Annotated in this window: 19 protein-coding genes; 15 read left to right on the top strand and 4 right to left on the bottom strand. The window is 33.2% G+C overall.

The window, feature by feature from the left end:
* Window positions 1–333 precede the first annotated feature (333 nt).
* The 14 genes from P2W65_RS02715 to P2W65_RS02650 all read left to right on the top strand — a co-directional run bounded on the left by P2W65_RS02715 (window position 334) and on the right by P2W65_RS02650 (window position 17,769).
* Window positions 334–1,161, top strand: a complete 828-nt coding sequence (locus P2W65_RS02715) for a prephenate dehydratase (protein WP_012022608.1) — start codon at window positions 334–336, stop codon at window positions 1,159–1,161.
* A gap of 62 nt (window positions 1,162–1,223) precedes the next feature.
* Entirely contained in the window at window positions 1,224–2,369 is a 1,146-nt protein-coding gene (locus P2W65_RS02710; protein ID WP_289663404.1) for a pyridoxal phosphate-dependent aminotransferase, read from the top strand.
* A gap of 117 nt (window positions 2,370–2,486) precedes the next feature.
* The gene (locus P2W65_RS02705) at window positions 2,487–3,344 is read left to right on the top strand and encodes a prephenate dehydrogenase (RefSeq protein WP_179001743.1); all 858 of its coding nucleotides are present in this window, start codon (window positions 2,487–2,489) and stop codon (window positions 3,342–3,344) included.
* A 13-nt stretch (window positions 3,345–3,357) separates the two neighbouring features.
* Window positions 3,358–4,440 (top strand): bifunctional 3-deoxy-7-phosphoheptulonate synthase/chorismate mutase type II, encoded by a 1,083-nt coding sequence (locus P2W65_RS02700; RefSeq protein ID WP_091494827.1) that lies wholly within the window; start codon window positions 3,358–3,360, stop codon window positions 4,438–4,440.
* A 259-nt stretch (window positions 4,441–4,699) separates the two neighbouring features.
* Window positions 4,700–5,677: a ribosome small subunit-dependent GTPase A gene (gene rsgA / locus P2W65_RS02695; protein ID WP_289663401.1), complete on the top strand. Its 978-nt coding sequence runs from the start codon at window positions 4,700–4,702 to the stop codon at window positions 5,675–5,677.
* Window positions 5,678–5,854: 177 nt separating this feature from the next.
* Entirely contained in the window at window positions 5,855–6,307 is a 453-nt protein-coding gene (dtd, locus tag P2W65_RS02690; RefSeq protein ID WP_289663399.1) for a D-aminoacyl-tRNA deacylase, read from the top strand.
* Between the two features lie 64 nt (window positions 6,308–6,371).
* Window positions 6,372–8,279 (top strand): DUF3858 domain-containing protein, encoded by a 1,908-nt coding sequence (locus P2W65_RS02685; protein WP_289663398.1) that lies wholly within the window; start codon window positions 6,372–6,374, stop codon window positions 8,277–8,279.
* 37 nt (window positions 8,280–8,316) lie between these two features.
* On the top strand, window positions 8,317–10,332 hold the full coding sequence (locus P2W65_RS02680) for a DUF3858 domain-containing protein (RefSeq protein WP_289663397.1): 2,016 nt from the start codon (window positions 8,317–8,319) through the stop codon (window positions 10,330–10,332).
* Window position 10,333: 1 nt separating this feature from the next.
* A complete protein-coding gene (locus P2W65_RS02675; RefSeq protein WP_289663395.1) occupies window positions 10,334–12,325 on the top strand; it encodes a DUF3858 domain-containing protein in 1,992 nt (663 codons plus the stop codon).
* A 2-nt stretch (window positions 12,326–12,327) separates the two neighbouring features.
* On the top strand, window positions 12,328–12,654 hold the full coding sequence (locus P2W65_RS02670) for a nucleotide pyrophosphohydrolase (protein ID WP_012022600.1): 327 nt from the start codon (window positions 12,328–12,330) through the stop codon (window positions 12,652–12,654).
* 98 nt (window positions 12,655–12,752) lie between these two features.
* Window positions 12,753–13,982, top strand: a complete 1,230-nt coding sequence (gene aroA, locus P2W65_RS02665; protein ID WP_289663385.1) for a 3-phosphoshikimate 1-carboxyvinyltransferase — start codon at window positions 12,753–12,755, stop codon at window positions 13,980–13,982.
* Between the two features lie 410 nt (window positions 13,983–14,392).
* The gene (queA, locus tag P2W65_RS02660) at window positions 14,393–15,442 is read left to right on the top strand and encodes a tRNA preQ1(34) S-adenosylmethionine ribosyltransferase-isomerase QueA (protein ID WP_289663384.1); all 1,050 of its coding nucleotides are present in this window, start codon (window positions 14,393–14,395) and stop codon (window positions 15,440–15,442) included.
* Between the two features lie 317 nt (window positions 15,443–15,759).
* Complete coding sequence (kynU, locus tag P2W65_RS02655) at window positions 15,760–17,037, top strand: kynureninase (RefSeq protein ID WP_289663383.1); 1,278 nt, start codon at window positions 15,760–15,762, stop codon at window positions 17,035–17,037.
* Window positions 17,038–17,334: 297 nt separating this feature from the next.
* A complete protein-coding gene (locus P2W65_RS02650) occupies window positions 17,335–17,769 on the top strand; it encodes a YMGG-like glycine zipper-containing protein (RefSeq protein WP_179001723.1) in 435 nt (144 codons plus the stop codon).
* Window positions 17,770–17,827: 58 nt separating this feature from the next.
* Here P2W65_RS02650 and P2W65_RS02645 read toward each other — a convergent pair whose 3' ends face one another.
* The gene (locus tag P2W65_RS02645) at window positions 17,828–19,636 is read right to left on the bottom strand and encodes a hypothetical protein (RefSeq protein ID WP_289663382.1); all 1,809 of its coding nucleotides are present in this window, start codon (window positions 19,634–19,636) and stop codon (window positions 17,828–17,830) included.
* A gap of 293 nt (window positions 19,637–19,929) precedes the next feature.
* The gene (locus P2W65_RS02640; RefSeq protein ID WP_289663381.1) at window positions 19,930–21,486 is read right to left on the bottom strand and encodes a hypothetical protein; all 1,557 of its coding nucleotides are present in this window, start codon (window positions 21,484–21,486) and stop codon (window positions 19,930–19,932) included.
* Window positions 21,487–21,605: 119 nt separating this feature from the next.
* On the opposite strand from P2W65_RS02640, the gene P2W65_RS02635 reads away from it, so the two are divergent.
* Window positions 21,606–23,996: a penicillin acylase family protein gene (locus P2W65_RS02635; RefSeq protein WP_289663379.1), complete on the top strand. Its 2,391-nt coding sequence runs from the start codon at window positions 21,606–21,608 to the stop codon at window positions 23,994–23,996.
* Window positions 23,997–24,101: 105 nt separating this feature from the next.
* On the opposite strand, the gene P2W65_RS02630 is transcribed toward P2W65_RS02635, so the two are convergent.
* Both P2W65_RS02630 and P2W65_RS02625 read right to left on the bottom strand, forming a co-directional pair.
* Window positions 24,102–24,551 (bottom strand): hypothetical protein, encoded by a 450-nt coding sequence (locus P2W65_RS02630; RefSeq protein WP_289663378.1) that lies wholly within the window; start codon window positions 24,549–24,551, stop codon window positions 24,102–24,104.
* Window positions 24,552–24,701: 150 nt separating this feature from the next.
* Entirely contained in the window at window positions 24,702–26,153 is a 1,452-nt protein-coding gene (locus P2W65_RS02625) for a serine hydrolase (protein WP_289663377.1), read from the bottom strand.
* Between the last annotated feature and the right edge of the window lie 156 nt (window positions 26,154–26,309).

Below are 26,309 nucleotides of genomic sequence, written 5' to 3'. Positions count from 1 at the left end.
AGCAGCTTAGAACCTCAGAACCTCATTATAAATATCTCATTTTAAGCCCATATTTTTATATTATCATACAAATCATCCTAAATTTGTTAAGAAATCCTTTTTTGTTTCATAAAATGCATTATTTTTTTTGGTGCGCTGAAAATAATTTATACATTCGCAAAGAATTTACAAAATAACACAAACAAAATGGCAACTAACCGTTTTTATTTTAGCAACAACTTTTATTTCTTCTTTAGTAGAAGTGAGGATTGTGCTATGGTTATTTGAAAAATATAAAAGACAAATAAAACTAATATACAATCCTGATGCAAATCAGGATTTTTTTTTGACTATATGACAACGAAAATTGCAATACAAGGTATTAAAGGATCATTTCATCATCAGGTTGTAAAGGAGTATTTCTCTGAAAATGTGGATATTGATGAATGTTTGTCTTTTGAAGAATTGATCGACAGCCTTATTGCCGGAAAATCTGATCAGGCCGTAATGGCGATCGAAAATTCAATTGCAGGGCCTATTATTCCGAATTATGCTTTGATTGACAAGAATAATTTACACATAATTGGAGAGCATTATTTAAACATTCAGCAGAATTTAATGGCTTTAAAAGGCCAGAAAATTGAAGACATAAAGGAAGTTCATTCACACCCAATGGCACTTTTGCAGTGTATGGATTTTTTGAAACAATATCCAAATATCAAATTGATTGAGGATAAAGATACAGCCGAAACGGCAAGAAGAATTCAGGAAAAACAATTAACCGGGATTGCAGCAATTGCAAGTGTAACAGCTTCTGAAATGTACGATCTTGATATTATCGCGTCATCGATTCAAACGATTAAAAACAATATGACACGTTTCGTGATTATCAAAAAGCAAAATTCATTTTTGCCGGAAAGCGAAATTAATAGAGCGTCTATTAAGTTTGAATTAGATCACAAAAGAGGAAGTTTAGCAGCAGTTTTGAATGTAATGAGTGATTGCAAATTGAATTTGACAAAAATCCAGTCGCTTCCAAAAATTGAAACACCTTGGAAATATTCATTCTTCGTAGACGTGACATTCGAGAAATACGAAGATTTTGCAAAAGCCAAAGCATTATTAAATATCATGGCAGAGTATTTTAAAGTATTGGGAGAATATAAAAATACCAGACCATAAGAAAGTTAAAAGTCTTTGCTTAAGAAATAAAAAAAAACTCTAAAAGAGAATAAATAGAAATCATGATTACAACAGCAAAACGATTAGATACAGTTGAAGAATACTACTTCTCCTCAAAATTGAGAGAAGTTCGTCAGTTGATGTCTGAAGGAAAATCGATCATCAATATGGGAATTGGAAGCCCTGATTTGAGTCCGTCAAAAGCAGTAATTGAAGCAGTCGCTGCGGCAATTCAAGATGAAAACGGGCATGGTTATCAAAGCTATCAGGGATTGCCAGAAATGAGGCAGGCGATGGCAGATTTTTATCGTGATCAGTTTGGTGTTGAAGTGAATCCGAATAATGAAATTTTGCCTTTGATGGGGTCGAAAGAAGGAATTATGCACATTTCATTGGCATTTTTAAATGAAGGCGATCATGTTTTAATTCCGAATCCAGGTTATCCAACTTATACTTCGGTAACCAATTTGGTTCAAGCAGTTCCGGTTTATTATGATTTGAAAGAAGAAAACGGATGGGAACCAGATTTCGAAGCTTTAGAAAAATTGGATCTTTCGAAAGTAAAAATTATGTGGCTTGGTTATCCGCACATGCCGACAGGAGCTAGAGGAAGTTTAGCGTTATTTGAAAAATTGGTTGCCTTTGCTAAAAAACACAATATATTATTAATCAATGACAATCCGTATAGTTTTGTTTTGAATGATAATCCGATGAGTTTATTGCAGGTTGAAGGAGCAAAAGATGTGGCTTTAGAATTAAATTCATTGAGTAAAACGTTCAACATGGCAGGCTGGAGAGTCGGGATGGTTTTAGGAAATGCTGAAATTATCGATGCAGTTCTAAAAGTAAAAAGTAACATGGACAGCGGGATGTATTACGGAATCCAGAAAGGTGCCATCGCAGCATTAAAATGTGATAAGTCTTGGTTCGAAGATCAAAACAAAATTTACAGACGCCGTAGAGAATTAACAGAGAAATTAGCTGAAAAGTTAAACTGTAAAGTGTATAAAGAAGGAGTCGGGCTTTTTGTTTGGGCAAAATTGCCAGAAGGAATCGAATCAGCAGAGAAGTTCATTGACGAAATATTATATGAGAAACATATTTTCATCACGCCGGGAACCATTTTTGGAAGCAATGGTGAAGGTTACATCAGATTCTCATTGTGTGTAAAAGAAGAAAAAGTACAAGAAGCAATCGATAGATTTTAGTATCAAGATTTCCTGCAAGGTTTTCAAAACCTTGTAGGTATAGGATTGAAGGTCTTAATTATATAAACCTACAAGGTTTAGGAAACCTTGCAGGAACAGCTTCAAATAAAAAGAAATATGAAAGTATACGTAATAGGAATAGGGTTAATTGGCGGTTCGATGGTGTTAGACATCAAAGGACGTTATCCTGATGCGACTATTTTAGGAATCGACAGTAACGAAGAGCATTTGCAGCAGGCAATTGATTTAGGTGTTATTGACGAAGCGGGAAGTTTTGAGGATCTTCAAAAAGCCGATTTTGTAATTGTTTCGGTTCCCGTAGATGTAGCGCTGACGGTTTTACCTAAAGTTTTGGACGCAGTAGGAGATAAAACAATTGTTTTTGAAGTTGGATCGACGAAAAAGCCAATTTGTGAAGCGGTAGCAAGCCACCCGAAAAGAAGAAATTTTATCGCCACGCATCCAATTGCTGGGACAGAGTTTTCTGGGCCTTCGGCAGCAATAAGAGGTTTGTTTCAAGGAAAAACAAACATTATCTGTGAAGTCGAAAAGACGGCTTTTAAATTACAGGAAAAAGCCTTGAATCTTTTCACTTCAATAGGAATGAGAATTCGATATATGGATCCGACTTCGCATGACAAACACATTGCTTACGTTTCGCATTTATCGCACATCAGTTCGTTTATGCTTGGGAAAACAGTAATGAATAAAGAAAAGGACGAACAAGATATTTTTGATATGGCGGGTAGTGGATTTGAAAGCACTGTTCGTTTAGCAAAAAGTTCACCGGCGATGTGGACACCCATTTTTAAGCAGAATAAAGAACATGTTCTAGAAACTTTAGAAGCTTATATTGCAAACCTCAGTCGGTTTAGGGATCTGCTGAAAGAAGAAGATTACAACGCCATTTTTGAAGAAATGGAAAGCACAAATAAAATAAAAGAGATATTAAACGGATTAACAATTAAAAAGTAAAAACTAAAATAAAATGGAAAATAAGAAAGAAATGAGAAAGTGGTTAGAAGATTTCAATTTAAATCACCCACTTGTGATAGCTGGACCTTGTAGTGCAGAAACTGAAGATCAGGTTTTGAAAATTGCTCACGAATTGAAAGATTCAAAAGTAAGTGTTTTCAGAGCTGGAATCTGGAAACCAAGAACTCGTCCAGGAGGATTTGAGGGTATTGGAGAAATCGGATTAAAATGGTTACAAAAAGCAAAAGCTGAAACTGGTTTATTAATGGGAACTGAAGTAGCAACTGCAGCGCACTGTAAATTAGCTTTAGAATACGATATCGATGTTTTATGGGTTGGAGCACGTACAACGGCAAATCCTTTCGCAGTTCAGGAAATTGCAGATACTTTAAAAGGAACTGATAAAATTGTTTTGGTTAAAAACCCAGTAAACCCAGATTTAGCTTTATGGTTAGGTGGTGTTGAGCGTTTACACATGGCTGGAATCGAGAAATTAGGAGTTATCCACAGAGGTTTCTCTACTTACGAAAAAACAAAATACAGAAACATTCCAGAATGGCAGATTGCTATCGAATTGCAAAATAAATTCCCTGATTTACCATTAATCATTGATCCATCTCACATTACTGGAGATCGTAAAATGATTTTCGAAGTAACGCAAGAAGCTTTAGACTTGAACTATGATGGTATGATCATCGAAACGCACATCGATCCAGACAACGCTTGGTCTGATGCAGCGCAGCAAGTTACTCCAGATGCTTTGAAACAAATCATCAAAGATTTGACTATCAGAAAAACGGATGATACTACAGATGAGTACAGCCAAAAAATGAAAAAATTAAGAGCTAACATCGACGTATTGGATGCTAACTTATTAGAGTTATTAGGAAAACGTATGAAAGTAGCTGACGAAATTGGTCAGGTGAAAAAAGACGCTAATGTTGCGATTCTTCAAAATAACCGTTGGAACGAAATCTTAGGAAAAATGATTTTAGAAGGAGAGAAAAAAGGTCTTACTGAAGAATTCGTTTTAAGAATGTTCAAAGCAATTCACCAAGAAAGTATTGGTCACCAAGAGAAAATTTTCAACGCATAATTTTCTTTAAATCCTATAAGTGATATAAGATAATTTAAGTTTATACTAAACTTTGGTCTTGAGTTTTCTTATAGCAAAATATTAAAAATAGATTGTTTTTTAAAATCCCTATTACTTTGAAAGAAGTGATGGGGATTTTTGTTTTGTATAATATAGCTCGCGGTTGAAACCTTGAACGATGTTTAAAATTATTCATTTATCTTTGCGAAGATTTAGGTTTTGAATCTAAAATCTAAAATCAGAAATCTAAAGTAAAAGAATGACAGGAACCGTATATAAATCTACAGGAAGCTGGTATACCGTAAAATCTGAAAATGGAGATTTTGTGGAATGCCGTATGAAAGGGAAATTTAGAATAAAAGGAATTAAAAGTACCAATCCTATTGCTGTAGGCGATATTGTGGATTATGAATTAGAGGAAACTTCAGATGCCATTACGGGTACGATTCATAAGATTCACGAAAGAAAAAATTATATCGTTCGTAAATCGGTTAACTTGTCTAAACAGATTCATATTATTGCTTCTAATATTGATCAGGTCTTTTTATTGGTTACGATTGACAATCCGCCAACGACGACAAGCTTCATTGATCGTTTTTTGGTTACTGCAGAAGCGTACGGGATTGAAGCTATTCTTATTTTTAATAAAATTGATACACTAAACGATCAGACTTTAGACGATCAATTGTATCTCCAGCATATTTATCAGGAAATTGGATATAAATGTCTCCGAATTTCATCAACAGAAAATAAAGGTGTTGACCAACTGAAAGAAATGATGATTGGCAAAGTAAGCATGTTTTCTGGACATTCGGGAGTTGGAAAATCAACTTTGGTAAATGCTATGGAGCCAAGTCTTCATTTAAAAACTTCTGTCATTTCAGAACAAAGCAAACAAGGACAACACACCACAACTTTTGCAGAAATGTATGATTTGTCTTTTGATGCTAGAATTATCGATACACCTGGAATCAAAGGTTTCGGAATCGTAGATATGGAACCATCAGAAATCAGTGGTTATTTTCCAGAGTTTTTCAGATTGAAAGATCAATGTAAGTTTAACAATTGTTTGCATAAAGAAGAACCACACTGCGCCATAAAAGCGGCTTTAGAAAAAGATGAAATTGCTTGGTCTCGTTACAATAGTTATCTGAAAATTTTGGAAGGAGATGAAGAGCATTACCGCACAGATACTTATGGTGAAGATCGTGCAGCTAGTGATGAAACAAGAAAGTAAAAATTTTAAATTCCAATTTTTAAATTGCTTCGCCAGTTTGTTAACGCTCGGATCCCAATTCCAATCTTTTTGTTTTGTAAAGATGCACTGCAGTGTATCTAACGCCAGAATTTAGAATCTTTTTAATCCATGTAATCTGTGGCTAATTAATTATGCTGCGTTTAGATCAAAATAAAAATGAAAGTAGTTATCCAAAGAGTTTCAGAAGCATCAGTAACAGTCGATGGTCAAAAAACAGCCGATATTCAAAAAGGTTTATTAGTTTTAGTCGGAATAGAAGAAACCGATACTCAAGAAGATATTGATTGGCTTGCCGGAAAAATTATTAAGATGAGAATCTTTGGAGACGAAAATGATGTCATGAACTGCTCGGTTCAGGATATTGACGGAGATATTATTGTTGTAAGCCAATTTACACTTCACGCTTCAACAAAAAAAGGAAACCGCCCATCTTATATAAAAGCGGCTAAACCAGACTTCGCAATTCCAATGTATGAGAACTTTGTCAAAACATTGGAAAAAGAATTTAATAAAAAAATACAAACTGGAATTTTTGGTGCAGATATGAAAGTAAATCTCCTAAATGATGGTCCTGTCACGATTTTAATGGACAGTAAAAACAAGGAGTAAAATATTATTAAACATTTGTTAAGGATTTCTGAAAATAATATATATTTGACGAAAATCCCTACTAATGAAAAACCTGTGTTGCGCATTATTTTTTTTAATTTTTACCTCTTATTCTTTTGCTCAAAAGAATGATTATTCTATTCTTAAAATTTCAGACAGCCTTAAAGATAATGCAAATGCTGTAGTAAGATTTGATTTAACCGATATCTCTATTTTATCACAAAGGAATATGGTTATTAAAACAGATCGTGCAGTAACAGTTCTAAACGAAAAAGGTGCACGTGCTGTAAATGCTTTCGAAAGTTATAATAAAAGAACTTCCGTTAAAAATATAGAAGCAACAATATATGATGCTTTTGGAAACGAAATCAAAAAGATCAAAAAGAAAGATTTTAAAGATGTAAGTGCTGCAGATGGTGCGACACTTGCTTCTGACGGCAGATATATCTATCTAGAATATACTCCAATATCATATCCTTACACAGTAGTTTATAGTAGCGAAATAGAGACCTCAAATACTGCATTTATTCCTCGCTGGCTTCCTTTGGATAATTATTTTGTAAGTGTGGAGAAAAGCGTTATAAATGTCAAATATCCTAATGCACTTGGATTTAGAAAAAAAGAATCTCAGTTTTCGGTTTTTGATATAAAAAAGACTGATGAAACAGATACAAAGCTTTCTTATTCTGTTAAAAATATTTTAGCTCACAAACCTGAAGATTATAGTCCAGCTTTTTCAGAACTATATCCAAAACTAACAATGAGCTTGGAATATTTTAATCTCGAAGGAATTGATGGAAATGCAAAAAATTGGAAAGAATACGGAAAATGGTTTTCAGAAAAAATATTAACAGAAACTATAATATTACCCGAAGAAACTAAAAGTAAAATAAAAGCACTTGTAGGAAATGAATCTGATCCTATAAAAAAGGCAAAAATTATCTATCATTATGTACAAGAAAAATCCAGATATGTAAGTATTCAATTAGGCATTGGCGGATTTAAACCTATGCTTGCTGCAGATGTCGATCGTTTAGGATATGGTGATTGTAAAGCATTATCAAATTATACAAGAGCACTTCTAGATGCTGTTGGAGTTCCATCATATTATACAGAATTATATGGTGATAATGACTTAAGAGATATTGATGAAGATTTCTTTGCAATAGAAGGAAATCATGCAGTTTTATGTATACCAGATAAAGAAAATTATGTTTTTTTAGAATGTACGAGTCAATATGATCCTTTTGGATATCAAGCTAATTTTACAGATAATAGAAAAGTTATCGTAATTAAACCCGAAGGAGGAGAAATAATTAGAACAAAAATATATGAACCAAGGAGTAATGCTCAGATTAGTAAAGGAAATTATTCTTTAGACGAAAATGGTGTTTTTTCTGGTGTAATAAATATTAGCTCTGAAGGATCTCAATATGGAAGAAAACAGCAAATAGAAAGATTTCATCCTACTGAAAAGGAAAAACATTACAAAGATTATTGGAGTAACATAAACAATTTAAAACTTGGTAGAATAGCTTTTACAAATGATAAGGAGAATATCCGTTTTACAGAAGATGTTCAATTAACAGCATCAAATTATGGAGTGATATCAGGAAATAAAATGATTTTTACTGTGGATGCTTTTAATCAAAATTCTGAAAATGTAAAGAGAGTCAGAAATCGTAAAAATCCATTTCAAATCCAGCGTGGTTATTCAGATACAGATGAAATAGAAATAAATCTTCCAACGGGTTTCAGTATTGAATTTTTACCTCAAAATTATGAGCTTAAAGGAAAATTTGGTGAATACAAAACTGAAATCATCAAAAACGACTCAAACAAGCTTATCTATAAAAGATCGATGTTTCTAAATAAAGGGAAATATTCAAACAAAGAATACGATGAATATCGTTTGTTTATGGAACAAGTTTCAAGAAATGATAATGCCAAAATAATATTGACCAAAAATTAACCCAAAACGAATCCAAAAACCAAAAATTACCAAACCAATGAAAATTACCAAACATCTCAGTGTAGTATTGCTGCTGTTTTTTATTTCGACATTAACGGCACAAGATTTTAAATTAGGAAAAGTTTCTGTTGCAGAATTAGAGCAGAAAGTACATCCAAAGGATACTTCAGCAGTAGCAGCCGTTCTTTATAAAAAAGGAGTTTCTAGAATGGAGCTAGATCCAAATGAAGGTTTTTGTATGATTACGGATGTAGAAACCCGTATCAAAATCTATAAAAAAGAAGGTTATGAATGGGCTAATCAAGAGGTTTGGTATTATAATTACAATAGTTTAAAGGAAAAAGTTTTTTTTACAGATGCCGTTACTTATAATCTAATTGGTGGAAAAATAGAAAAAACAAAACTAAAAAGTGATGGAGCTTTTGATGAAGTACTTTCAAAATATAGAGGACAGAAAAAAATTACAATGCCTAATGTTAAAGAAGGTTCTGTAATAGAATTTCGTTATACTGTTAGATCTCCTAGTGATGGAATGATTCGTGACTGGGATTTTCAGACTTCTATTCCTGTAAATTATTCTGAATTTAAAGTGGCATATCCAGAATACTATGTTTTTAAACCAAGACAGAAAGGGTATATATTTCCAAAAGTTAAAACAACAAAAAACTCAAAATCAGTTGCCTTTACTACTTCAGTGAGAGGAGGAAGCGGTTTTACATTTGCAAGCGGGCATGAGAGAAATCAAATAGATTATATAGAGACTGAGGTAACTTATACAGCTCAAGATGTTCCTGCTTTAAAAGATGAAAGTTTTGTGAACAATATTAATAACTACAGAGCAAGTATTGAGCATGAGTTGTCAATAATACAATTTCCAAATAGTCCAATTAAAGAGTATTCTACCGATTGGAATTCAGTTGTGAAAACAATTTACGATTATGACGATTTTGGGCCAGAGTTGAACAAAACAGGATATTTTGAAGAAGACTTGAAAAAAATATTGGCTGGCGTTACTACTCCAGAAGAAAAAATATTAGTGATTCTAAATCATGTAAAATCAAATGTGAAATGGAATACTTATTCAGGTTACAGCTGTGATAGTGGTGTGAAGAAAACCTATAAGGAGAAAACGGGGAATGTTGCTGATATTAATTTAATGCTAACTGCAATGCTTCGTTATGCTGGTTTAACAGCAAATCCTGTTTTAGTGAGTACACGTTCTAATGGAATTGCCTTTTTTCCAAATAGAAACGCTTTTAATTATGTCATAGCAGCAGTAGAAACTCCAAACGGATATGTTTTACTAGACGCAACCGATAAATATTCAACTCCAAATATGCTTCCTATGCGAGCTTTGAATTGGATGGGAAGATTGATAAGAAAAGATGGTACTTCAGAAGAAATTAATTTAATGCCTACAAAAACATCCAACGATATTGTGTTTATGAATTATGATATCGATGCAGAAGGTAAAATTAAAGGAAAAACCAGAAGACAATGTTCTGATTATAATGCGATGATAACGAGAGAAAATTTCGAAAAATTGAAAGAGGAAGAGTATTTGGAGAAATTGGAAAATAATAATGGTAAAATTGAGATAAGTGAATATTCGCGAACAAACGAGAAAGATTTACTTGTTCCAATTGTTGAAACATACTCATTTACAGGAAATAATTTATGTGAAGTTATTGGAGGGAAGATTTATGTAAATCCGATGTTGTTTTTTGCTCAGAATAAAAACCCTTTTAAACAGGAGGTACGTGAGTATCCAGTCGATTTTGGTTATCCTTTTTTGGATAAATACAATATTACAATTAAAATACCTGATGGTTTTACAGTAGAAACACTTCCAGAAGCAGTAGTTTTTAATATGGAAAACAATTTAGGAAGCTTCAAATTTAACATTGCGGCAAGTGATAGTCTTTTGCAATTAAGCATAGTACATCAAATTAACAAAGCAATTGTTGGAACCGATGAATACGAAATGCTGAAAGATTATTATAAAGGCATGATTGCAAAACAAACGGAGAAAATAGTTTTGAAACGCATTTAATATGTTGATGCGATCTTTTCTCTTGTTTTTGATTTTCTTTGGAAATCTTATTACTATCCAAGCTCAAAATTATGAGCTTGGAAAAGTTACTGTTGCTGAACTTCAGGAAAAATTACATCCGATAGATTCTTCTGCACCAGCAGCAATTTTGTTTAAAAAAGGAAAAACTGTCTTTACCTATGATGAAAAAAACGGTTTTTCTGCAATTCATACTTATGAGTTTAAAATCAAAATTTATAAAAAAGAAGGTTTAAAATGGGCGGATCAAAAAGTACAGTATTATGTTGGATACCAAAACTTAAATGAAGATTTGCTGTCTTTTTCCAATGTGGTAACTTATAATTTGGAAAATGGTAAAATTGAGAAAACAAAGCTGGAGAATCAGGGAGCATTTAAAAGAAAGATCAACGAATATTGGAATGAAAAAGGAATAACATTTCCAAACGTCAAAGAGGGCTCTATCATAGAATACAAATATGTTTTGAAGTCTGAAAATATTGTTCAGTTTCCAGATTTTGATTTTCAGTACAGTATTCCGTTGAATTATTTTGAGTATAAAACGGAGTTCCCAGAGTTTTATATTTACAAAACTCTTTTACTAGGAACTCATAAAATAGAAAGTGATTCGAAAATTGTAATGGGAAGCCAGAATTTCAGCAATGAATATGGCCAGAGCCGAAGTATGTCATACAAGCAGATTAATTCTTTTTATGCTGCAAAGAATATTCCTGCTCTAAAAGAAGAACCTTATGTCAATAATATAGAAAATTACAGAGGTTCAATTAAACACGAATTGGAACGCGTTAGAATGCCAGAACAGCCGGTCAAAGATTATGCACTTACATGGGAAGGCGTTGCTTTAACAATTTTTAAGGATGATCGTTTTGGTAAAGAAATTAATAAGAATAGTTTTTTGCTTGAAGATGTAAAAAAGATACTTGCAAATGTGCAATCACCAAAAGACAGAATGAATGTCATTTTTCAGTTCGTTCAAAGCAAAATGAACTGGAATGAAAAGAATGGTTACTATACGGATAAAGGAGTTGAAAAAGCATACAAAGAGCAAACCGGAAATATTGCCGAAATCAATTTTATATTACTCAATATGTTGAAATGGGCTGGAATAGGGGCAAATCCTGTTCTAGTGAGTACCATTGAAAATGGTGTGCCTGTTTATCCAACAAGAACAGGGTTTAATTATGTGATTGTTGCGGTAGAGATAGACGACAAACAAGTTTTGTTAGATGCTTCTAGAAAATACACTACGATTGATATTCTTCCTTTGAATGTTTTAAATTGGAAAGGAAGACTAATTAAGAGCGACGGAACTTCTAAGGAAATTGATTTAGTTCCTATAAAACCATCTAGAGAAAATGCCAGTATCACTATCAAATTAAACGAAAACGGAAAGATTGATGGGAAAATAAGGATTCAGCGAACAGATTATGAGGCTTATAAATTTAGGGTTCAAAATGGAAACAGAAATCAAGATAGTTATCTTGAGAAATTAGAAGAGAAGTTAGGTAATTTAAAGATTACGGATTATGCAATAACAAATAAAATCACCAACATATCTGATCCAATAGTGGAGACTTTTAGTTTTGAAACTGAAAATTTTGTGGAAAGTATTGGAGGTAAGTTATACATCAATCCAATGCTGTTTTATGGGACTACCAAAAATCCTTTTGTTCAGGAAAATAGACAGATGGGAATTTATTTTGGCTATCCAAAACAAGAAAAGCTTTTTGTGAATTTAGAAATTCCAGATGGTTATGTGATAGAAACACTGCCAGCTCCTATAAGACTTTCTTTAGAAGATAAATCTATAAATATGGCATTAAATTTTTTAAATGATGGAAACAAAATTCAATTTAGCTTTTCAAAAGACATTAACAATAGTATTTTTGCAGCTGACCACTACAATGCTTTGAAAACACTGTTTCAAAAAATGATTGCTAGTCAAAATGAAAAAATTGTCCTTAAAAAAGCTTAAAAATGGATTTGAAAAATGCACAACTAGACGTCGATACCTGGATAAAAGAACACGGAGTTCGTTACTTTAACGAATTGACTAATATGGCACAACTTACAGAAGAAGTTGGAGAAGTTGCCAGAATTATTGCCCGCCGTTACGGAGAACAATCAGAAAAAGAAAGTGATAAAAACAAAGATTTAGGCGAAGAATTGGCAGATGTTGTTTTCGTGGTTTTATGTTTGGCCAATCAAACAGGAATCGATTTACAAGCTGCTTTTGATAAAAAAATGGACTTAAAATCGGTTAGAGATAAAGATCGTCACAAAAACAATGATAAATTGAAATAATTGTGAAATTTCAATGCGAATTTTGATTTACGGGCGAGGAGTGGTAAATTGCACGCTTGGATTATGTTACTCATAATTCGCAACTCATAACTAATATCATGAATTTAAAATTAACGACGAATTCACCATTCACCATTGATGATTCGCAACTCAATATTACAGGTTCTAAAAGCGAAACCAACCGCTTATTATTACTAAAAGCTTTATTCCCAAATATTACTTTAGCCAATACTTCAAACTCTGATGATAGCGAAGTAATGCAAAAAGCTTTGGCTGGAAATGACGAAATTGTAGATATTCACCATGCTGGAACAGCAATGCGTTTTCTTACAGCTTATTTTTCGGTTAACGAAGGAAGAGAAGTAGTTTTGACAGGATCAAGCAGAATGCAGGAACGCCCAATCAAAATTTTGGTTGAAGCTTTAGCGCAGTTAGGTGTTGAAATCACTTATGAAAAAGAAGAAGGTTATCCACCAATCCGAATCAAAGGAAAAAAAGTAACAGAATCAAAAGTAAAATTAGCTGCAAATGTAAGCAGTCAATATATTTCGGCGCTTTTATTGGTGGCTTCAAAATTAGATAATGGTTTAGAACTGACTTTAGAAGGAGAAATCACTTCGATTCCATATATCAAAATGACTTTGGCTTTGCTTAATGATTTAGATATCAAAACAAGCTTTGAAGGAAATGTAATCAAAGTTTTCCCTAAAGAATCGGTTGAATCAAAAGAAATGGTTGTAGAATCAGATTGGAGTTCGGCTTCTTATTTCTTTAGTTTGGTAGCTTTATCTGAATCTGCAAAAATCACTTTGAGCAGTTATAAAGAAAACAGTCTTCAGGGAGATTCAGAATTAGTTTCTCTTTATGAAAAAATGGGTGTGAAAACGACTTTCCAGAATAACAAAATGACTTTGGAAAAAGTAGCTGGTTTCAATTATCAAGATGTAAATTTTGAATTGAATAATACTCCAGATATTGCTCAGACAATAGTTGTAACATGTTTAGGTTTAGGAATTGGATGTCACTTAACAGGTCTTCATACTTTAAAAATTAAGGAAACTGACAGATTAGAAGCATTGAGAATCGAGCTTACAAAATTAGGAGCGAATATTTCGGTAACTAATGATAGTTTGACTTTAGAGCGTTCAGAAGCTATTAACCATGATGTACATGTTGCAACCTACAACGATCACCGTATGGCAATGGCATTTGCACCTTTAGCCATTAAAGTTCCAATTATTATTGATGATGCTGAGGTAGTTTCTAAATCATATCCAGATTTTTGGAATGATTTAAAAGCGTTAAATTTTCAAATCTCAGAATTGTAAAATTTTTTGAATCCTATAAGTTATATAAGTTTATTTAAATAAAGCTTAATCATATAGCCTCTGGTTTCAACCAGAGGTTTTTTTATGCGTCATTTTGGATATTATCGCAAAGTATGTTATTTCGACGAAGGAGAAATCACACTCGGGATTCTACAAAGATTGGCGATATGCTGTGTGGAGTTTCTGGTGTGATTTCTCCTTCGTCGAAATGACAAAAAAAATGTGGAATTAGTTTTTTTTATACAAAAACACATTTTTAAAGATTCTGAAAACCTCACAAAATCAAGGACTTTTGAAAATAAACGTCAAAACACTTGACAACGCCTATCTCACAATCGTATATTTGCATCCGATTTAAATTTTTAGATAAACAAATCTAAAAGCTACACTCTAAAATCAACAATTCAAATATGAAATTATCACACTTCAATTTCAATTTACCGAAAGAACTTTTGGCTGAATTTCCAGCAGAAAATAGAGATGAATCTCGTTTAATGGTAATTGACCGTAAAAAAAACACTATCGAACATAAAATGTTTAAAGACGTGATCAACTATTTTGATGACGGAGACGTTTTAATTCTAAATAATACAAAGGTTTTCCCTGCACGTTTGTACGGAAACAAAGAAAAAACCGGAGCTAGAATTGAAGTTTTCTTGTTAAGAGAATTAAATTCTGAGCAACGTTTATGGGATGTTTTAGTAGATCCTGCTAGAAAAATCCGTATTGGTAACAAACTTTATTTTGGTGATGACGATTCTTTAGTTGCTGAGGTAATAGACAATACAACTTCTCGCGGTAGAACATTGCGTTTCTTGTACGATGGTTCTTATGAAGAATTTAGAAATAAATTGACAGAACTTGGAGAAACTCCAATTCCTAAATACATCAACAGAGACGTTACGCCAGAAGATGCTGAAAGATACCAAACAATCTACGCAAAAGAAGAAGGAGCCGTAGCGGCACCAACTGCTGGTTTACACTTCTCAAAACACCTTTTGAAAAAATTAGAAATCAAAGGAGTGAATTTTGCTGAGGTAACTTTACACGTTGGTTTAGGAACTTTTAACCCAGTTGAAGTTGAAGATTTATCTAAACACAAAATGGATTCTGAGGAATTGATTATTACTCAAGAGGCTTGTGATATTGTAAACGAAGGAAAAGCAAATAAAAAACGTATTTGTGCTGTAGGAACAACTTCTATGCGTGCCATCGAAAGTTCTGTTTCTTCTGCAAATACTTTGAATCCTTATGAAGGATGGACAAATAAATTTATTTTCCCTCCTCATGATTTCAGCATTGCGAATTGTATGATTACAAACTTCCACACACCAAAATCAACATTATTAATGATGATTTCTGCTTTCTGTGGACATGATTTAATGAAAAAAGCATACGAAGAAGCAATCAAAGAAGGATACAAATTCTATTCTTACGGAGATGCGATGTTAATTCTTTAATTAGAATTTATCTTATAAGGAAGACCCGACAAGTTTTTAATCTGTCGGGTTTTTTGTTTTTAATGGTTTCAAGTTTCAGATTTGATGTTTGTTGCGAAATTTACCGCAAAGAGCGCAAAGATTTTTTTGCTCGGTTTGTGTTTGGCAGATGCAAAAGAACGCAAAGCTTTGCGTACTTAGCGTTTGTAAACGTTAAGCTTGATAAAAAATCTTTGCGCTCTTTGCGTTAAATCACACAAAGCATTTCAACTTCAAACTTTAAACCTGAAACAAAACAAACAATTTTTGTTATTTTAGCAGACAAAACAAAAAACACAATGACTTTTCAAAATACACGCGAATTTGCACGAGAGCTAGATTCGAAAGACACATTAAACCATTATCAGGAACAATTTATTTTTCCTAAAGTAAATGACAAACGAGTAATTTACTTTACAGGAAATTCTTTAGGATTACAGCCAAAACGTACCAAAACCTACATAGATGAAGTAATGAATGATTGGGCAGAACTGGCTGTTGAAGGTCATTTTTATGCTGAGAAACCTTGGTGGGATTATCAAGAAAGATTTTCTGAACCATTGAGTAAAATTGTGGGAGCACTTCCATCTGAAGTTACGGTAATGAACACCTTAACCGTGAATCTTCATTTACTGATGGTTTCTTTTTATCAGCCAAAAGGGAAACGTTATAAGATTATCTGTGAAGAAAAAGCATTTCCATCAGATCAATATATGTTTCAAAGTCAGGTTCATTTTCATGGATACAAACCAGAAGATGCGATTGTCGAAATCAAACGTCGTGAAGGCGAACATAATATTCGTTTAGAGGATGTTTTAGCTAAAATTGAAGAAGTAGGAGATGAGCTGGCGTTAGTTCTAATTGGCGGCGTAAATTATTATACCGGACAAGTTTTCGATATTAAAACGATAACCGCAGCTGGACAAAAAGCAGGAGCAAAAGTAGGTTGGGATTTAGCACACGCAGCAGGAAATATTAAATTAGAACTGCACGATTGGAATGTAGATTTTGCGGCTTGGTGCAGTTATAAATATATGAATTCAGGTCCAGGAAATGCTTCTGGTTGTTTTGTTCATGAAAAACATCATCATAATTCTGAACTTCCAAGATTTGCAGGTTGGTGGGGACATAACAAAGAACGCCGTTTTAAAATGGAACCAAACTTTGATCCCGTTCATGGGGCAGACGGATGGCAGATTAGTAATCTTCCAGTTCTTTCATTAGCACCTTACTTAGCTTCTGTAGAAATGTTTGCTGAAGTTGGAATGGATGCTTTAATTAAAAAACGCGATCATATTACGTCGTATTTAGAATTTATTCTTCACGAAATTGACAAGGAGGTCGAAAGTACTTTCGAAATCATTACACCAACAAACCCAGAAGAAAGAGCTTCTCAATTATCAGTGTTTTTGCACGGAGAAGGAAGAGCTTTATTTGACTATTTAATGAAAAACGGAGTGATCACAGATTGGCGTGAACCAAACGTAATTCGTCTGGCACCAGTTCCATTATATTGCTCTTACGAAGATATGTATGACTTTGGACAGATTCTGAAAAAAGGGATTTTAGGGAAGTAAATTATTTCACGCAGATTTTGCAGATTCTAGCAGATTTAAAATGATTTCTATAAATAATCCGCGAACATCTGCTTAAATCTTTTTAAATCTGCGTGAAAAAATCTTTAACCACAAAAATGAGAATAAACTTTGCCCCTCTGCGCCTCTGCGAGATTAAATCATTTAAACTTTCAGTAAAAATTCTTCGAGAAACAATACAAAATCTTCTAATCTTATAAATTTTCAAAAGAATTCTGTAATAACTATTATAGCAGATATTCCGTATTTTGTAGTGTATAATTTTAAATCACTACAATCATGAAAGGCTTATATATTTTATTAGCAGCGATAATTTTTACTTCATGTCAGCATCAAAGTAAAGAAGATGTAAACAAAGCCAAACAAGCCAGTATTGATTCCATGAAAGTTGAAATTAACAAACAACGTGTTATCGATTCAATGAAGACTGAAATGGCGAAGATAAAAGAAGAGCAGAAAGTTGAATCTCAAAAAGTGGTTGTGGTACAACAGCCAGCAAATGGGCAAACTACAACTACCACAACGACGACTAAAAAGAAAGGATGGAGTGCAACTGCTAAAGGTGCTGTAATTGGTGCTGGAGTAGGAGCTGCAACCGGAGCAATTGTGAGTAAGAAAAAAGGCGAAGGTGCTATTATTGGTGGATTAGCCGGTGCTGCTTTAGGAACAGGAACAGGTGCTGTTATTGACAGTAAAAACAAAAAGAAAGAATAGAGTTTAATTTCTATAAAATAAAACCGCCGATTTAGAATTTCTAAATCGGCGGTTTAGCTTATACTAATTCCAGCGTAGGAATTTGAATGGCATTTAATTCTGTTTTATAAAAATCGAATTGGTCTTTAATTTTCTTTTCATCCGTTTTAAAGTAAAAAGTAGAAGAGAAAAGGTTGTGATAATATTCAATGCCACCCAAAATATTTGTTTTGAAAGAATTCCATTTTTTAATTTGAATGGCAGTTACTTCTCCAGAAATGTTTTCAATTTCATTTCTGAAATAATCAACATACATTTTTAATTCTTTTACAAACAAATTAGGTCGGTCGGTTCTCAAAACTGATTTTCCCTGATAAATATGCTGTATCATTTCTTTTAAAGAAACTTCCTGATCAAAATAAGCTAAGTTTGGCCCTGGGCAAATTACTACACCTTGTGCCTGACCTTTTATTTTAATATCATTTTCAAGATAAGAAGCATTGGCTAAACCAACACACAAACACGATTTCTCTGTTATTTTGATTTTGCTTTTTTCGAAGTCTTCTGCAGATAAACTGTCTTTTTTGTTTTCTAATTCTTCGAGTTTAATATCCTGATATTTTTTAGAAGCTGTACAAATTCCGTGTGGATCGTATTCTTTGCTTAATGCTAAAAACTTCTTAGGACAGGAACTTCCCGCTTTATTCTCGTGAATTCTTTTTTGTTTCAGAAATTCATTTGTTGTTCCCTTCAAAGTATTGAATGGAACTCCCAAAGGCGAAATATTACTTAAGTAAAAATCATCTTCTTTGGCCTTCATCAATAAATTGCGGGTTTCCTGATCTACAGAAGTAGCTTCTGGAACCAATAAAAATGGAGAACCCCAGCCAACAGCATTGACTTTGTATTCGTCCAATAAAAATTCATGTTCTTCTGAAGTTCCCACACCGCCTTGAACTGTGATTTTTAATTCTAAAGGTTTTTCAGGAAAAGCTTGATTTTTTGCCTGTAAAGCTTTAATCATTAAATCGTGGGCAGATTGTACTAATTGTTCTTTTTTCTGCTTGAATTCTTCTAAAATGGTACCTAAAAGAAGTCCATCGGTAGCGAAGGCGTGGCCACCGCAGTTCAATCCTGACTCAATTCGGTATTCTGAAACCCAAAGCCCTTTTTTAGCCAGGAAATTTCCCTGAATCATTGCCGATCTAAAATCGCTTACTTTTAGAATGATTTTCTTTTTGAGTTCGTTATTTTCATTCGGGAAAAAGGCTGCAAAATTTTCGAAGTAACCAAACAATCTCGGATTCATTCCAGCAGAAAGTACCACAGAAGATTCTAAATTACTGTTCGCAAAACCTCTTAAAGCGGCATGTGCATCATTAAACTCAACTGGAAGTTGTTCGTTTTTTACGAAGTTATCTTTGTCCAATTTCGTCATAATGTTCACATCAATTTCGCCAGGAAAAAGATGTGATTCGATATACTGCTGAATGTTTTCTTTAAAAGCGATTCCGTCATCCAATAAATTCTGAAATCCTTTTTTGATGTCAGAAGTGTTTGGTAACATCGACATAAAATTTTCAAGAGCGGTTTTGCTTTCTGCTAATTCTGTTTTAAAATTTTCAAATTTTTCTTTGACGATTTTGTCAACCAAATTGAGATAAGAAGTAATTCTTTCGGCGCGGTAGTCATGAAATTTCTGTGTGATTTCTTCGTACGGGATATTGAATTTATTGCTATAAAAATTACGCATCTTTTCAATTAAATCGTCATCAGCAAGAGCGATAACAGACGAAATCCCGTACTGCGCCACACGAATCGGACTGTCAATTGTGTACGCAAGCCCCATTACGGGAATATGAAAAGTGTGTATAGGTGTTTTTGTCATTTGTCTTCCAATTAAAATAGAGACAAATATTGGAAAAAGGATTTTTTTAAAAGCTGATAATTGTCAGGTTTGCGGGTAAAGTTTTGTTAGCCACGAATTCACGAATTTTATTTTAAATGTCTGGCTGCATAGCCTGCGGTTGAAACCGCAGGAACACAACGAATTTCCATAATGAATTCCCACAATATGTTCTCTTTGATTGAAACCACGGGCGATGTTTATTTACAATTCGTAATATTGTTTGTCAACACAATCATTTTAAATAAAATTCGTGAATTCGTGGCGAAAAAAAATCATATCAAAATCTTCTTCAAAGACTCCGCAATGCTTCGCCATAAAAAGTTGTAGAATGATTTTTCCTGAATTCGTTCGATTTCAACATCGGCAGTTTTGGCTTTGTCTTTAGAATCGTTTTTCACCAATAAATTAGCGATTGCCGATTTTAGTTTGGCTTCTTTCTCTGGGTTTTTCTTTTTGTATAATTTTACTTTTAGATCGTCATAATCAAGAGAAGCATTTCCTTTTGAAATATTGTCATTTCCATAGAAATTAAAACGGTATTTATTGAAAACTCCGGTAAAGGAAGCATTCATATAAGGTTTGCTGAACTGTCCCATGGCTCTCACATCAAAATTTGAAATTACACCCTGAATATGAAAGCCGTCGTTTTTATCCAAAACATTAAAACTCCAATCTACATCGAGCGGAGAGTTTTTCATGAAAATGGTTTTCACTTTGATTTTGACATCAGCTGTTTTTTTCAACCCAAAACCACTTCGCAGATTGGTTGCCTGCAAGTTGAATTTGTCAAAAGTTAAAATTCCTGGGCCTTTAGAAAAATCTATTTCTTCTTCGTAAACCAATTTTGATTTTAATACTTGAAGTGTATCAATTTGCAACGGAAATTTTATATTTCGTAGTAAATGATTATAAAGATATTTTTTGCTCAAATCGTCTTTTGGCATTTTTCCGCGATAAATATTTGCATCAAAATGATTGATGACAAGCGAATTTGCTTTAAAGAAAAAACGATCATTTTTAAATCCCCAATCCATTTTTTGAATACTGGCTGAATCTACTTTCAGAGTGTAAATATCTTTCTCTGTTTTTAGTCTTTTTACAAATTCTGGACGGGAAAACTGCGGAATATTAGCAAAATTATTAATTGCTAAAAAGTTCTTTTCAGTATTGATTTTACCAATTGTGATATGATAAAAAGCACTTGGACGATAAAATAAACTATCACATATTAAGGCATAACTTTTATACTGAAGCGGAATTTTTTCTTTCAAAGTCGCATCGGTTATTAAAATGCCTTCTAATTTTAGAAGAATTTTTTTAACGCTGAAAATGGGTTTTTGAGTATCCAAAGAAACCACATCAACAGTTCCGTCATTCAGATAAATATTCGAAACGCCGATAATTTTTCGAAATGGTTCGACGATTTCGTTTTTAATGCTTTTACTGTTATTTAAAAGTTTCTCGCCTTTTTTATATAGAATTACACGTGGTTTGTTGATGATAATACTTTCGGCCTGAATAATATCGCGAAAAGCCAGATCCCAAATATTAAAGTGTTTGATTGTGATGGATTCTATTTTGGTAAAAAGACCATTTTTACTGTCTTTTGGCTCATTTTTCGGATTGACCAATAAAGTATGTGCGTAGATATTTCGGGAGAAAAGAGAAACTTCTATTTTTTCGTAATTGATATTGTAGGCTGTTTTATTCTTCTCATGGATAATAATCGGAAGCTGTTTTTTAATCCAGTAATTCAGTCCAAAATTGGCTAAAAGCACAATGATAAACAAAGAAATTATTCCGATCGCTATTTTTTTATAGATTGACATTTACTCTATTAATTTTAAATACATAAATTTAGAGTTTTAAAAAGAAGGATATTTACATTATTCTTCAATTTCGTTACATCATTTTTTAGAATTCATTTATTTATATTTTTTTGCTCGATATGAAAATACTTAAAAAGATTCTGTTGGTTTTATTGGTACTTATTGTACTTCTTGGGATTGGTTTGTGTGGTTATATTTTTCATTTAAAACCCAAATACGAAGGAGAGTTACAATTGAAAAATTTGGATAAACCCACAACAGTATATTTTGATGAATTTGGAGTGCCACATATTTACGCCGACTCAGAAAAAGATGCGATGACAGCACTTGGTTATGTACACGCGCAGGAAAGATTGTGGCAGATGGAATTATTGCGCCGAATTGCTCCAGGAAGATTGGCTGAAATTTTTGGTGGAGTTGCACTTAAAAATGATCAGTTTTTTGCAGGAATTGGGATCGAAGAAGCTTCCGCGAAAGCGATTGCCCAATTAGACAAAAACAGTGAAAGCTATAAATTGACTCAGGCTTATCTGGATGGAATTAATCAATATTTAGAAGAAGGTGTAACGCCAATTGAGTTCACTTTGGTTGGAGTTAAAAAACAAAAATTCACAATAAAAGACGTTTATAATATTTTCGGGTATATGTCTTTCAGTTTTGCGATGGCTCAAAAAACGGATCCGTTGTTGACTGATATTCGCAATAAATATGGGGATTCTTATTTGAAAGATTTAGGCATTGAAGGCGAGTTTAATACCACTAGAATCAAAATTTCAAAACAGAATACTGAAGAATATGCAGAAATTTCAAAGTCTATTACAGCAATGTTGGATCAGTCTCCAATTCCACCATTTATAGGCAGTAATAGCTGGGTTGTTGGACCGAAGAAATCAAAAAGCGGAAAAGTAATATTTGCTAATGATCCGCATATTGGTTTTTCACAACCTGCCACTTGGTACGAAGCGCATTTAGTAACGCCACAACAAGAATTGTATGGCTGTTATTTGGCCGGAACTCCATTTCCGTTACTGGCACATAACCGTGATTATGCCTACGGATTAACGATGTTTGAAAATGATGATATCGATTTTTATCAGGAAAAAAATAAAGCTGACGATACTAATCAATATCAGATACCAACTGGTTTTGCAAAATATGAAATCAGAAAAAAAACAATAAAAGTAAAAGATTCTTCAGATGTGGTTCTGACGATTAAATCGAGTCGTCATGGGCCAATTATGAATGATTTTATGGAACGTCTGGAAAAGAAAAATCCAATTGCAATGATGTGGACTTATACGCATCAGCCCATTCAGATTCTGGATGCGGCATATGGACTTTCGCATGCTAAAAACAAAGAAGAATTTAAAAAAGCAGCCAGTTTAATCGCTGCGCCAGGATTGAATGTAATGTATGGAGACGCTAAAGGAAATGTAGGCTGGTGGGCAACAGGAAAATTATACAGACATAACGAAGGTGTAAATACTCATTTAATTCTAGACGGCGCAAGCGGGAAAGATGATATTGTAAAATATTTAGATTTCAAACAAAATCCGTCGGCAGAAAATCCAGAATGGGGTTATGTTTATTCTGCCAATAATCAGCCTGAAACTATAGACAATGGTTACTTGTATCCAGGATATTATCTGCCAGAAGATCGTGCGAAAAGAATCTCCGGAATTCTCGATGCAAAATCAGATTGGGATAAAGAAGCAATTAGTAAAATGATTTATGATAATACTTCGGATGTTGCAGTTGAGGTCGTGAAAAACTTGATTTCAAATACTGATCTTAGTTCTGCTTCAGCAGAAGAAAAAGAAGTCATTAATGTTTTAAAATCTTGGAAGGGCACAACCAATCTGGAAGATGTTGCGCCAACGATTTACAACAAATGGATTTATTTGTATCTAAAAAATACTTTTGAAGACGAAATGGGTAAAGAAAACTTCAATTTATTTCTCGGAATTTCAGTTGGAAAACAAGTTATCGCCAATCAGATTAAAAATGAAAATTCGGTTTGGTGGGATGATATCAAAACCAAAAATATAAAAGAAACTAGAAAACAAATCGTTACTAAATCATTTCACGATGCGATTAAAGCATTACAAAATCAGTTAGGAAATAAAGTTTCAGATTGGAAATGGGGACAAGTTCACACAGTAGAACATGAACATCCGTTGGGAAAAGTGAAAGCACTTCGAGGATTATTTAATGTTGGTCCGTTTAATTCTCCAGGTTCAAACGAAGTCATCAATAATTTATTTTTTGGATTTAATGAGGAAGGAAAATATTACACCAAAGGAGGCCCTTCAACCAGAAGAATTGTAGATTTCTCTGATATCGAAAACAGCTGGAGTATTTTGCCAACAGGACAATCCGGAAATCCATTCAGCAAACATTATGATGATCAAGCCGAAATGTACAACGCTGGAAAATTCAGAAAAATGAAACTGAATAAAGAAGAGATTATAAAGACTTCGACTAAATTGGTTTTGAAACCGAAGAATTAGTTTTGTTTCAAATTTCAAGTTTTTCAATTAAAATCTAAAAATAGAAAGGTTCAAAGGTTTTCATTTTAAAACCTCTGAACCTTTGTCACTTTGTCCCTTTGAACCTTACTTAGAAACATACTTACCAAGCACAATATCATTGGCAAAAATGTTCAAATTATTAATGAGCACTTTATTATTGGTCATTACATTTTTGGTCTGATAAGCGGTGTCTTTTTCGTATGCTTTCAATAATGTCTCCAGTTCTACTTCATCGAAAACAACAAAGCTGTTGTAGATGGCGTCTCTGAAATTTTTGTAATTAATGCTTTGAGTGATTTCCATTGCTTTTTGTTCGTTCCAGCCTTCTTTTGCAGAAGTTTCGTTTATTTTAGACAGACAAAAATCAACTACATAGTTTTTATAATGCGTCGCTTCTACGATTTTGTCTATAATAATTTTGTTTTGCTGAGACGGCATTTTTGCAGAAGTGTAATTGGTTTGAGATACACTTTTAAAGGAAATAAACAAGCAGAAACAAACAGTTAAGAAACTGTGCTTTTTGAAATTTTTCATAGGTTAATTTATTGTTTTAGGGTAGAGCTAAAATAGTATTTTCAACGATAAACCTCCAAGTGAAAAGATCAAGTTGTTACAAAAAATAACACTTACAAAATCAATTTTAAGAAGATTCTGTAAGTGCTATGGATAAAGTATTATTAGATTTTATTTTTTCAAAAGCTCCGCGAGCGCTTTTTTTCCTCCTTCGTTCGAAGGATCCAATTCAACCGATTTTGTATAATTGGCAATAGCCAGTTTTTTATCTCCATCGGCTAAGTAAGCTTCTCCTAAACTGTCATAAACATTTCCAGATTTAGGGAAAGTTTCAACGTTAATTTTAAAAATTTCAATTGCTTCCTTCTTTTTTCCGTCTTGTAATAATTGGTAGCCAACCCTATTCATATCATTTTCTTTAATATTATAAGTCGGATCGTTTTTTAATTTGTTATAAGAGTCTATTCCAGCTTTTGTTCCTTTATTAGCGAATGTTTCTAGTAGCTCAAATGCTAAAGATCTTTTTGGCTGTTCAAATTTTTGATTGTATAAAATGGCACGAATAGCATCGTTCATTTCGCCTAAAACCGTTCCGCCTGTGTTATTCAATAAAACAATTAAGTTTTTATCTGAAGGATAGCGTGAGATAATAGTGTTAAAACCGTTAATGCCGCCTCCGTGGCCCACGCTATTCAGCTTTCCTTTATCGCCATTATTTACTTCGTCAACAAACCAGCCGTAGCCATAAAATGCTCTTCCTGCGCTTATGTAAGGTTTAAACAACGATTCCATCGATTTTGCTGAAAGAAGTTTATTGGTGTACAACGCTTGATCCCATAAATACAAATCTTCTACAGTTGAGTATAAAGATCCTGCTGCATAAGGAATACTCATATCAAGATAAGCAGCATTCGTAATTAACTTTCCTTTTCTTTCATATCCGGCAGCTCTATTTTTTAAAATTACGTCGCTGTGGTCATAACCGCTGTTTACCATTTTTAAAGGTGTAAAAATAACTTCCTGTAGATATTGCTCGTAAGTTTTTCCAGTGATTTTTTCGATAATATAACCTAACAAAAAGTATCCTGAATTACTATAATTAAATTTTTCTCCAGGCGTAAATTCAAGAGGAAGACTTGAAAATGTTTTTACAAATGCTTCAGGAGTATAAGGATTTCTAGCTTTATCTTTAAAGAAATTTGGAGAATCGGTATAATTTGGTATTCCTGAAGTATGCGTTAATAAGTGATGAGTGGTTATTTTATCTCCGTTTTCTTTTGGATAATCTGGAAGATAAGTAGTAATTGGAACATCCAGTTTTAGTTTTCCTTCTTCGGCCAGTTTTACAATTAAAAGTGCTGTAAATTGTTTACTGATAGAACCTAGTCTAAATTTTGTATCAGGTTGGTTCGGAATATTCCATTCCATGTTGGCAGAGCCAAATCCTTTTTTAAAAATAACTTTTCCGTTTTCAGCAACTAGAGCGGAACCGTTAAATTGTCCGTATTCGTTGTACTTACCTAAAAGCTGTTCGATTTGCTTTGCTTTATCCTGAGCAAAAACACTCAAAGCCGAGAGTTGAAAAATGAAAAAGAGTACAAAGAGTTTGATCGGTTTTTTCATAATGATTGATGATTATGGTTTTGGATTGATAAAAATGATTCGTTTTTGATTGATGATTGAAACTTAATAACATAAAGATATTCAGTGTTTTAAATAAAATTCCGTTTTTTTCACTTGCAATAAATTAATGCTCTCAAAAAGTTAGACGATCATTTA

The sequence above is a fragment of the Flavobacterium panacagri genome, assembly GCF_030378165.1.
Classification (GTDB): Bacteria; Bacteroidota; Bacteroidia; order Flavobacteriales; family Flavobacteriaceae; genus Flavobacterium; species Flavobacterium panacagri.
This window is presented reverse-complemented; position numbering and strand designations above follow the sequence as displayed.

Coding starts and splice junctions, on each gene's coding strand:
- P2W65_RS02635 (WP_289663379.1), top strand. CDS start 21,606: ATGAAAATACTTAAAAAGATTCTGTTGGTTTTATTGGTACTTATTGTA.
- P2W65_RS02650 (WP_179001723.1), top strand. CDS start 17,335: ATGAAAGGCTTATATATTTTATTAGCAGCGATAATTTTTACTTCATGT.
- queA (WP_289663384.1), top strand. CDS start 14,393: ATGAAATTATCACACTTCAATTTCAATTTACCGAAAGAACTTTTGGCT.
- P2W65_RS02715 (WP_012022608.1), top strand. CDS start 334: ATGACAACGAAAATTGCAATACAAGGTATTAAAGGATCATTTCATCAT.
- P2W65_RS02670 (WP_012022600.1), top strand. CDS start 12,328: ATGGATTTGAAAAATGCACAACTAGACGTCGATACCTGGATAAAAGAA.
- P2W65_RS02680 (WP_289663397.1), top strand. CDS start 8,317: ATGAAAATTACCAAACATCTCAGTGTAGTATTGCTGCTGTTTTTTATT.
- aroA (WP_289663385.1), top strand. CDS start 12,753: ATGAATTTAAAATTAACGACGAATTCACCATTCACCATTGATGATTCG.
- P2W65_RS02625 (WP_289663377.1), bottom strand. CDS start 26,153: ATGAAAAAACCGATCAAACTCTTTGTACTCTTTTTCATTTTTCAACTC.
- kynU (WP_289663383.1), top strand. CDS start 15,760: ATGACTTTTCAAAATACACGCGAATTTGCACGAGAGCTAGATTCGAAA.
- dtd (WP_289663399.1), top strand. CDS start 5,855: ATGAAAGTAGTTATCCAAAGAGTTTCAGAAGCATCAGTAACAGTCGAT.
- P2W65_RS02645 (WP_289663382.1), bottom strand. CDS start 19,636: ATGACAAAAACACCTATACACACTTTTCATATTCCCGTAATGGGGCTT.
- P2W65_RS02640 (WP_289663381.1), bottom strand. CDS start 21,486: ATGTCAATCTATAAAAAAATAGCGATCGGAATAATTTCTTTGTTTATC.
- rsgA (WP_289663401.1), top strand. CDS start 4,700: ATGACAGGAACCGTATATAAATCTACAGGAAGCTGGTATACCGTAAAA.
- P2W65_RS02685 (WP_289663398.1), top strand. CDS start 6,372: ATGAAAAACCTGTGTTGCGCATTATTTTTTTTAATTTTTACCTCTTAT.
- P2W65_RS02710 (WP_289663404.1), top strand. CDS start 1,224: ATGATTACAACAGCAAAACGATTAGATACAGTTGAAGAATACTACTTC.
- P2W65_RS02705 (WP_179001743.1), top strand. CDS start 2,487: ATGAAAGTATACGTAATAGGAATAGGGTTAATTGGCGGTTCGATGGTG.
- P2W65_RS02630 (WP_289663378.1), bottom strand. CDS start 24,551: ATGAAAAATTTCAAAAAGCACAGTTTCTTAACTGTTTGTTTCTGCTTG.
- P2W65_RS02675 (WP_289663395.1), top strand. CDS start 10,334: ATGTTGATGCGATCTTTTCTCTTGTTTTTGATTTTCTTTGGAAATCTT.
- P2W65_RS02700 (WP_091494827.1), top strand. CDS start 3,358: ATGGAAAATAAGAAAGAAATGAGAAAGTGGTTAGAAGATTTCAATTTA.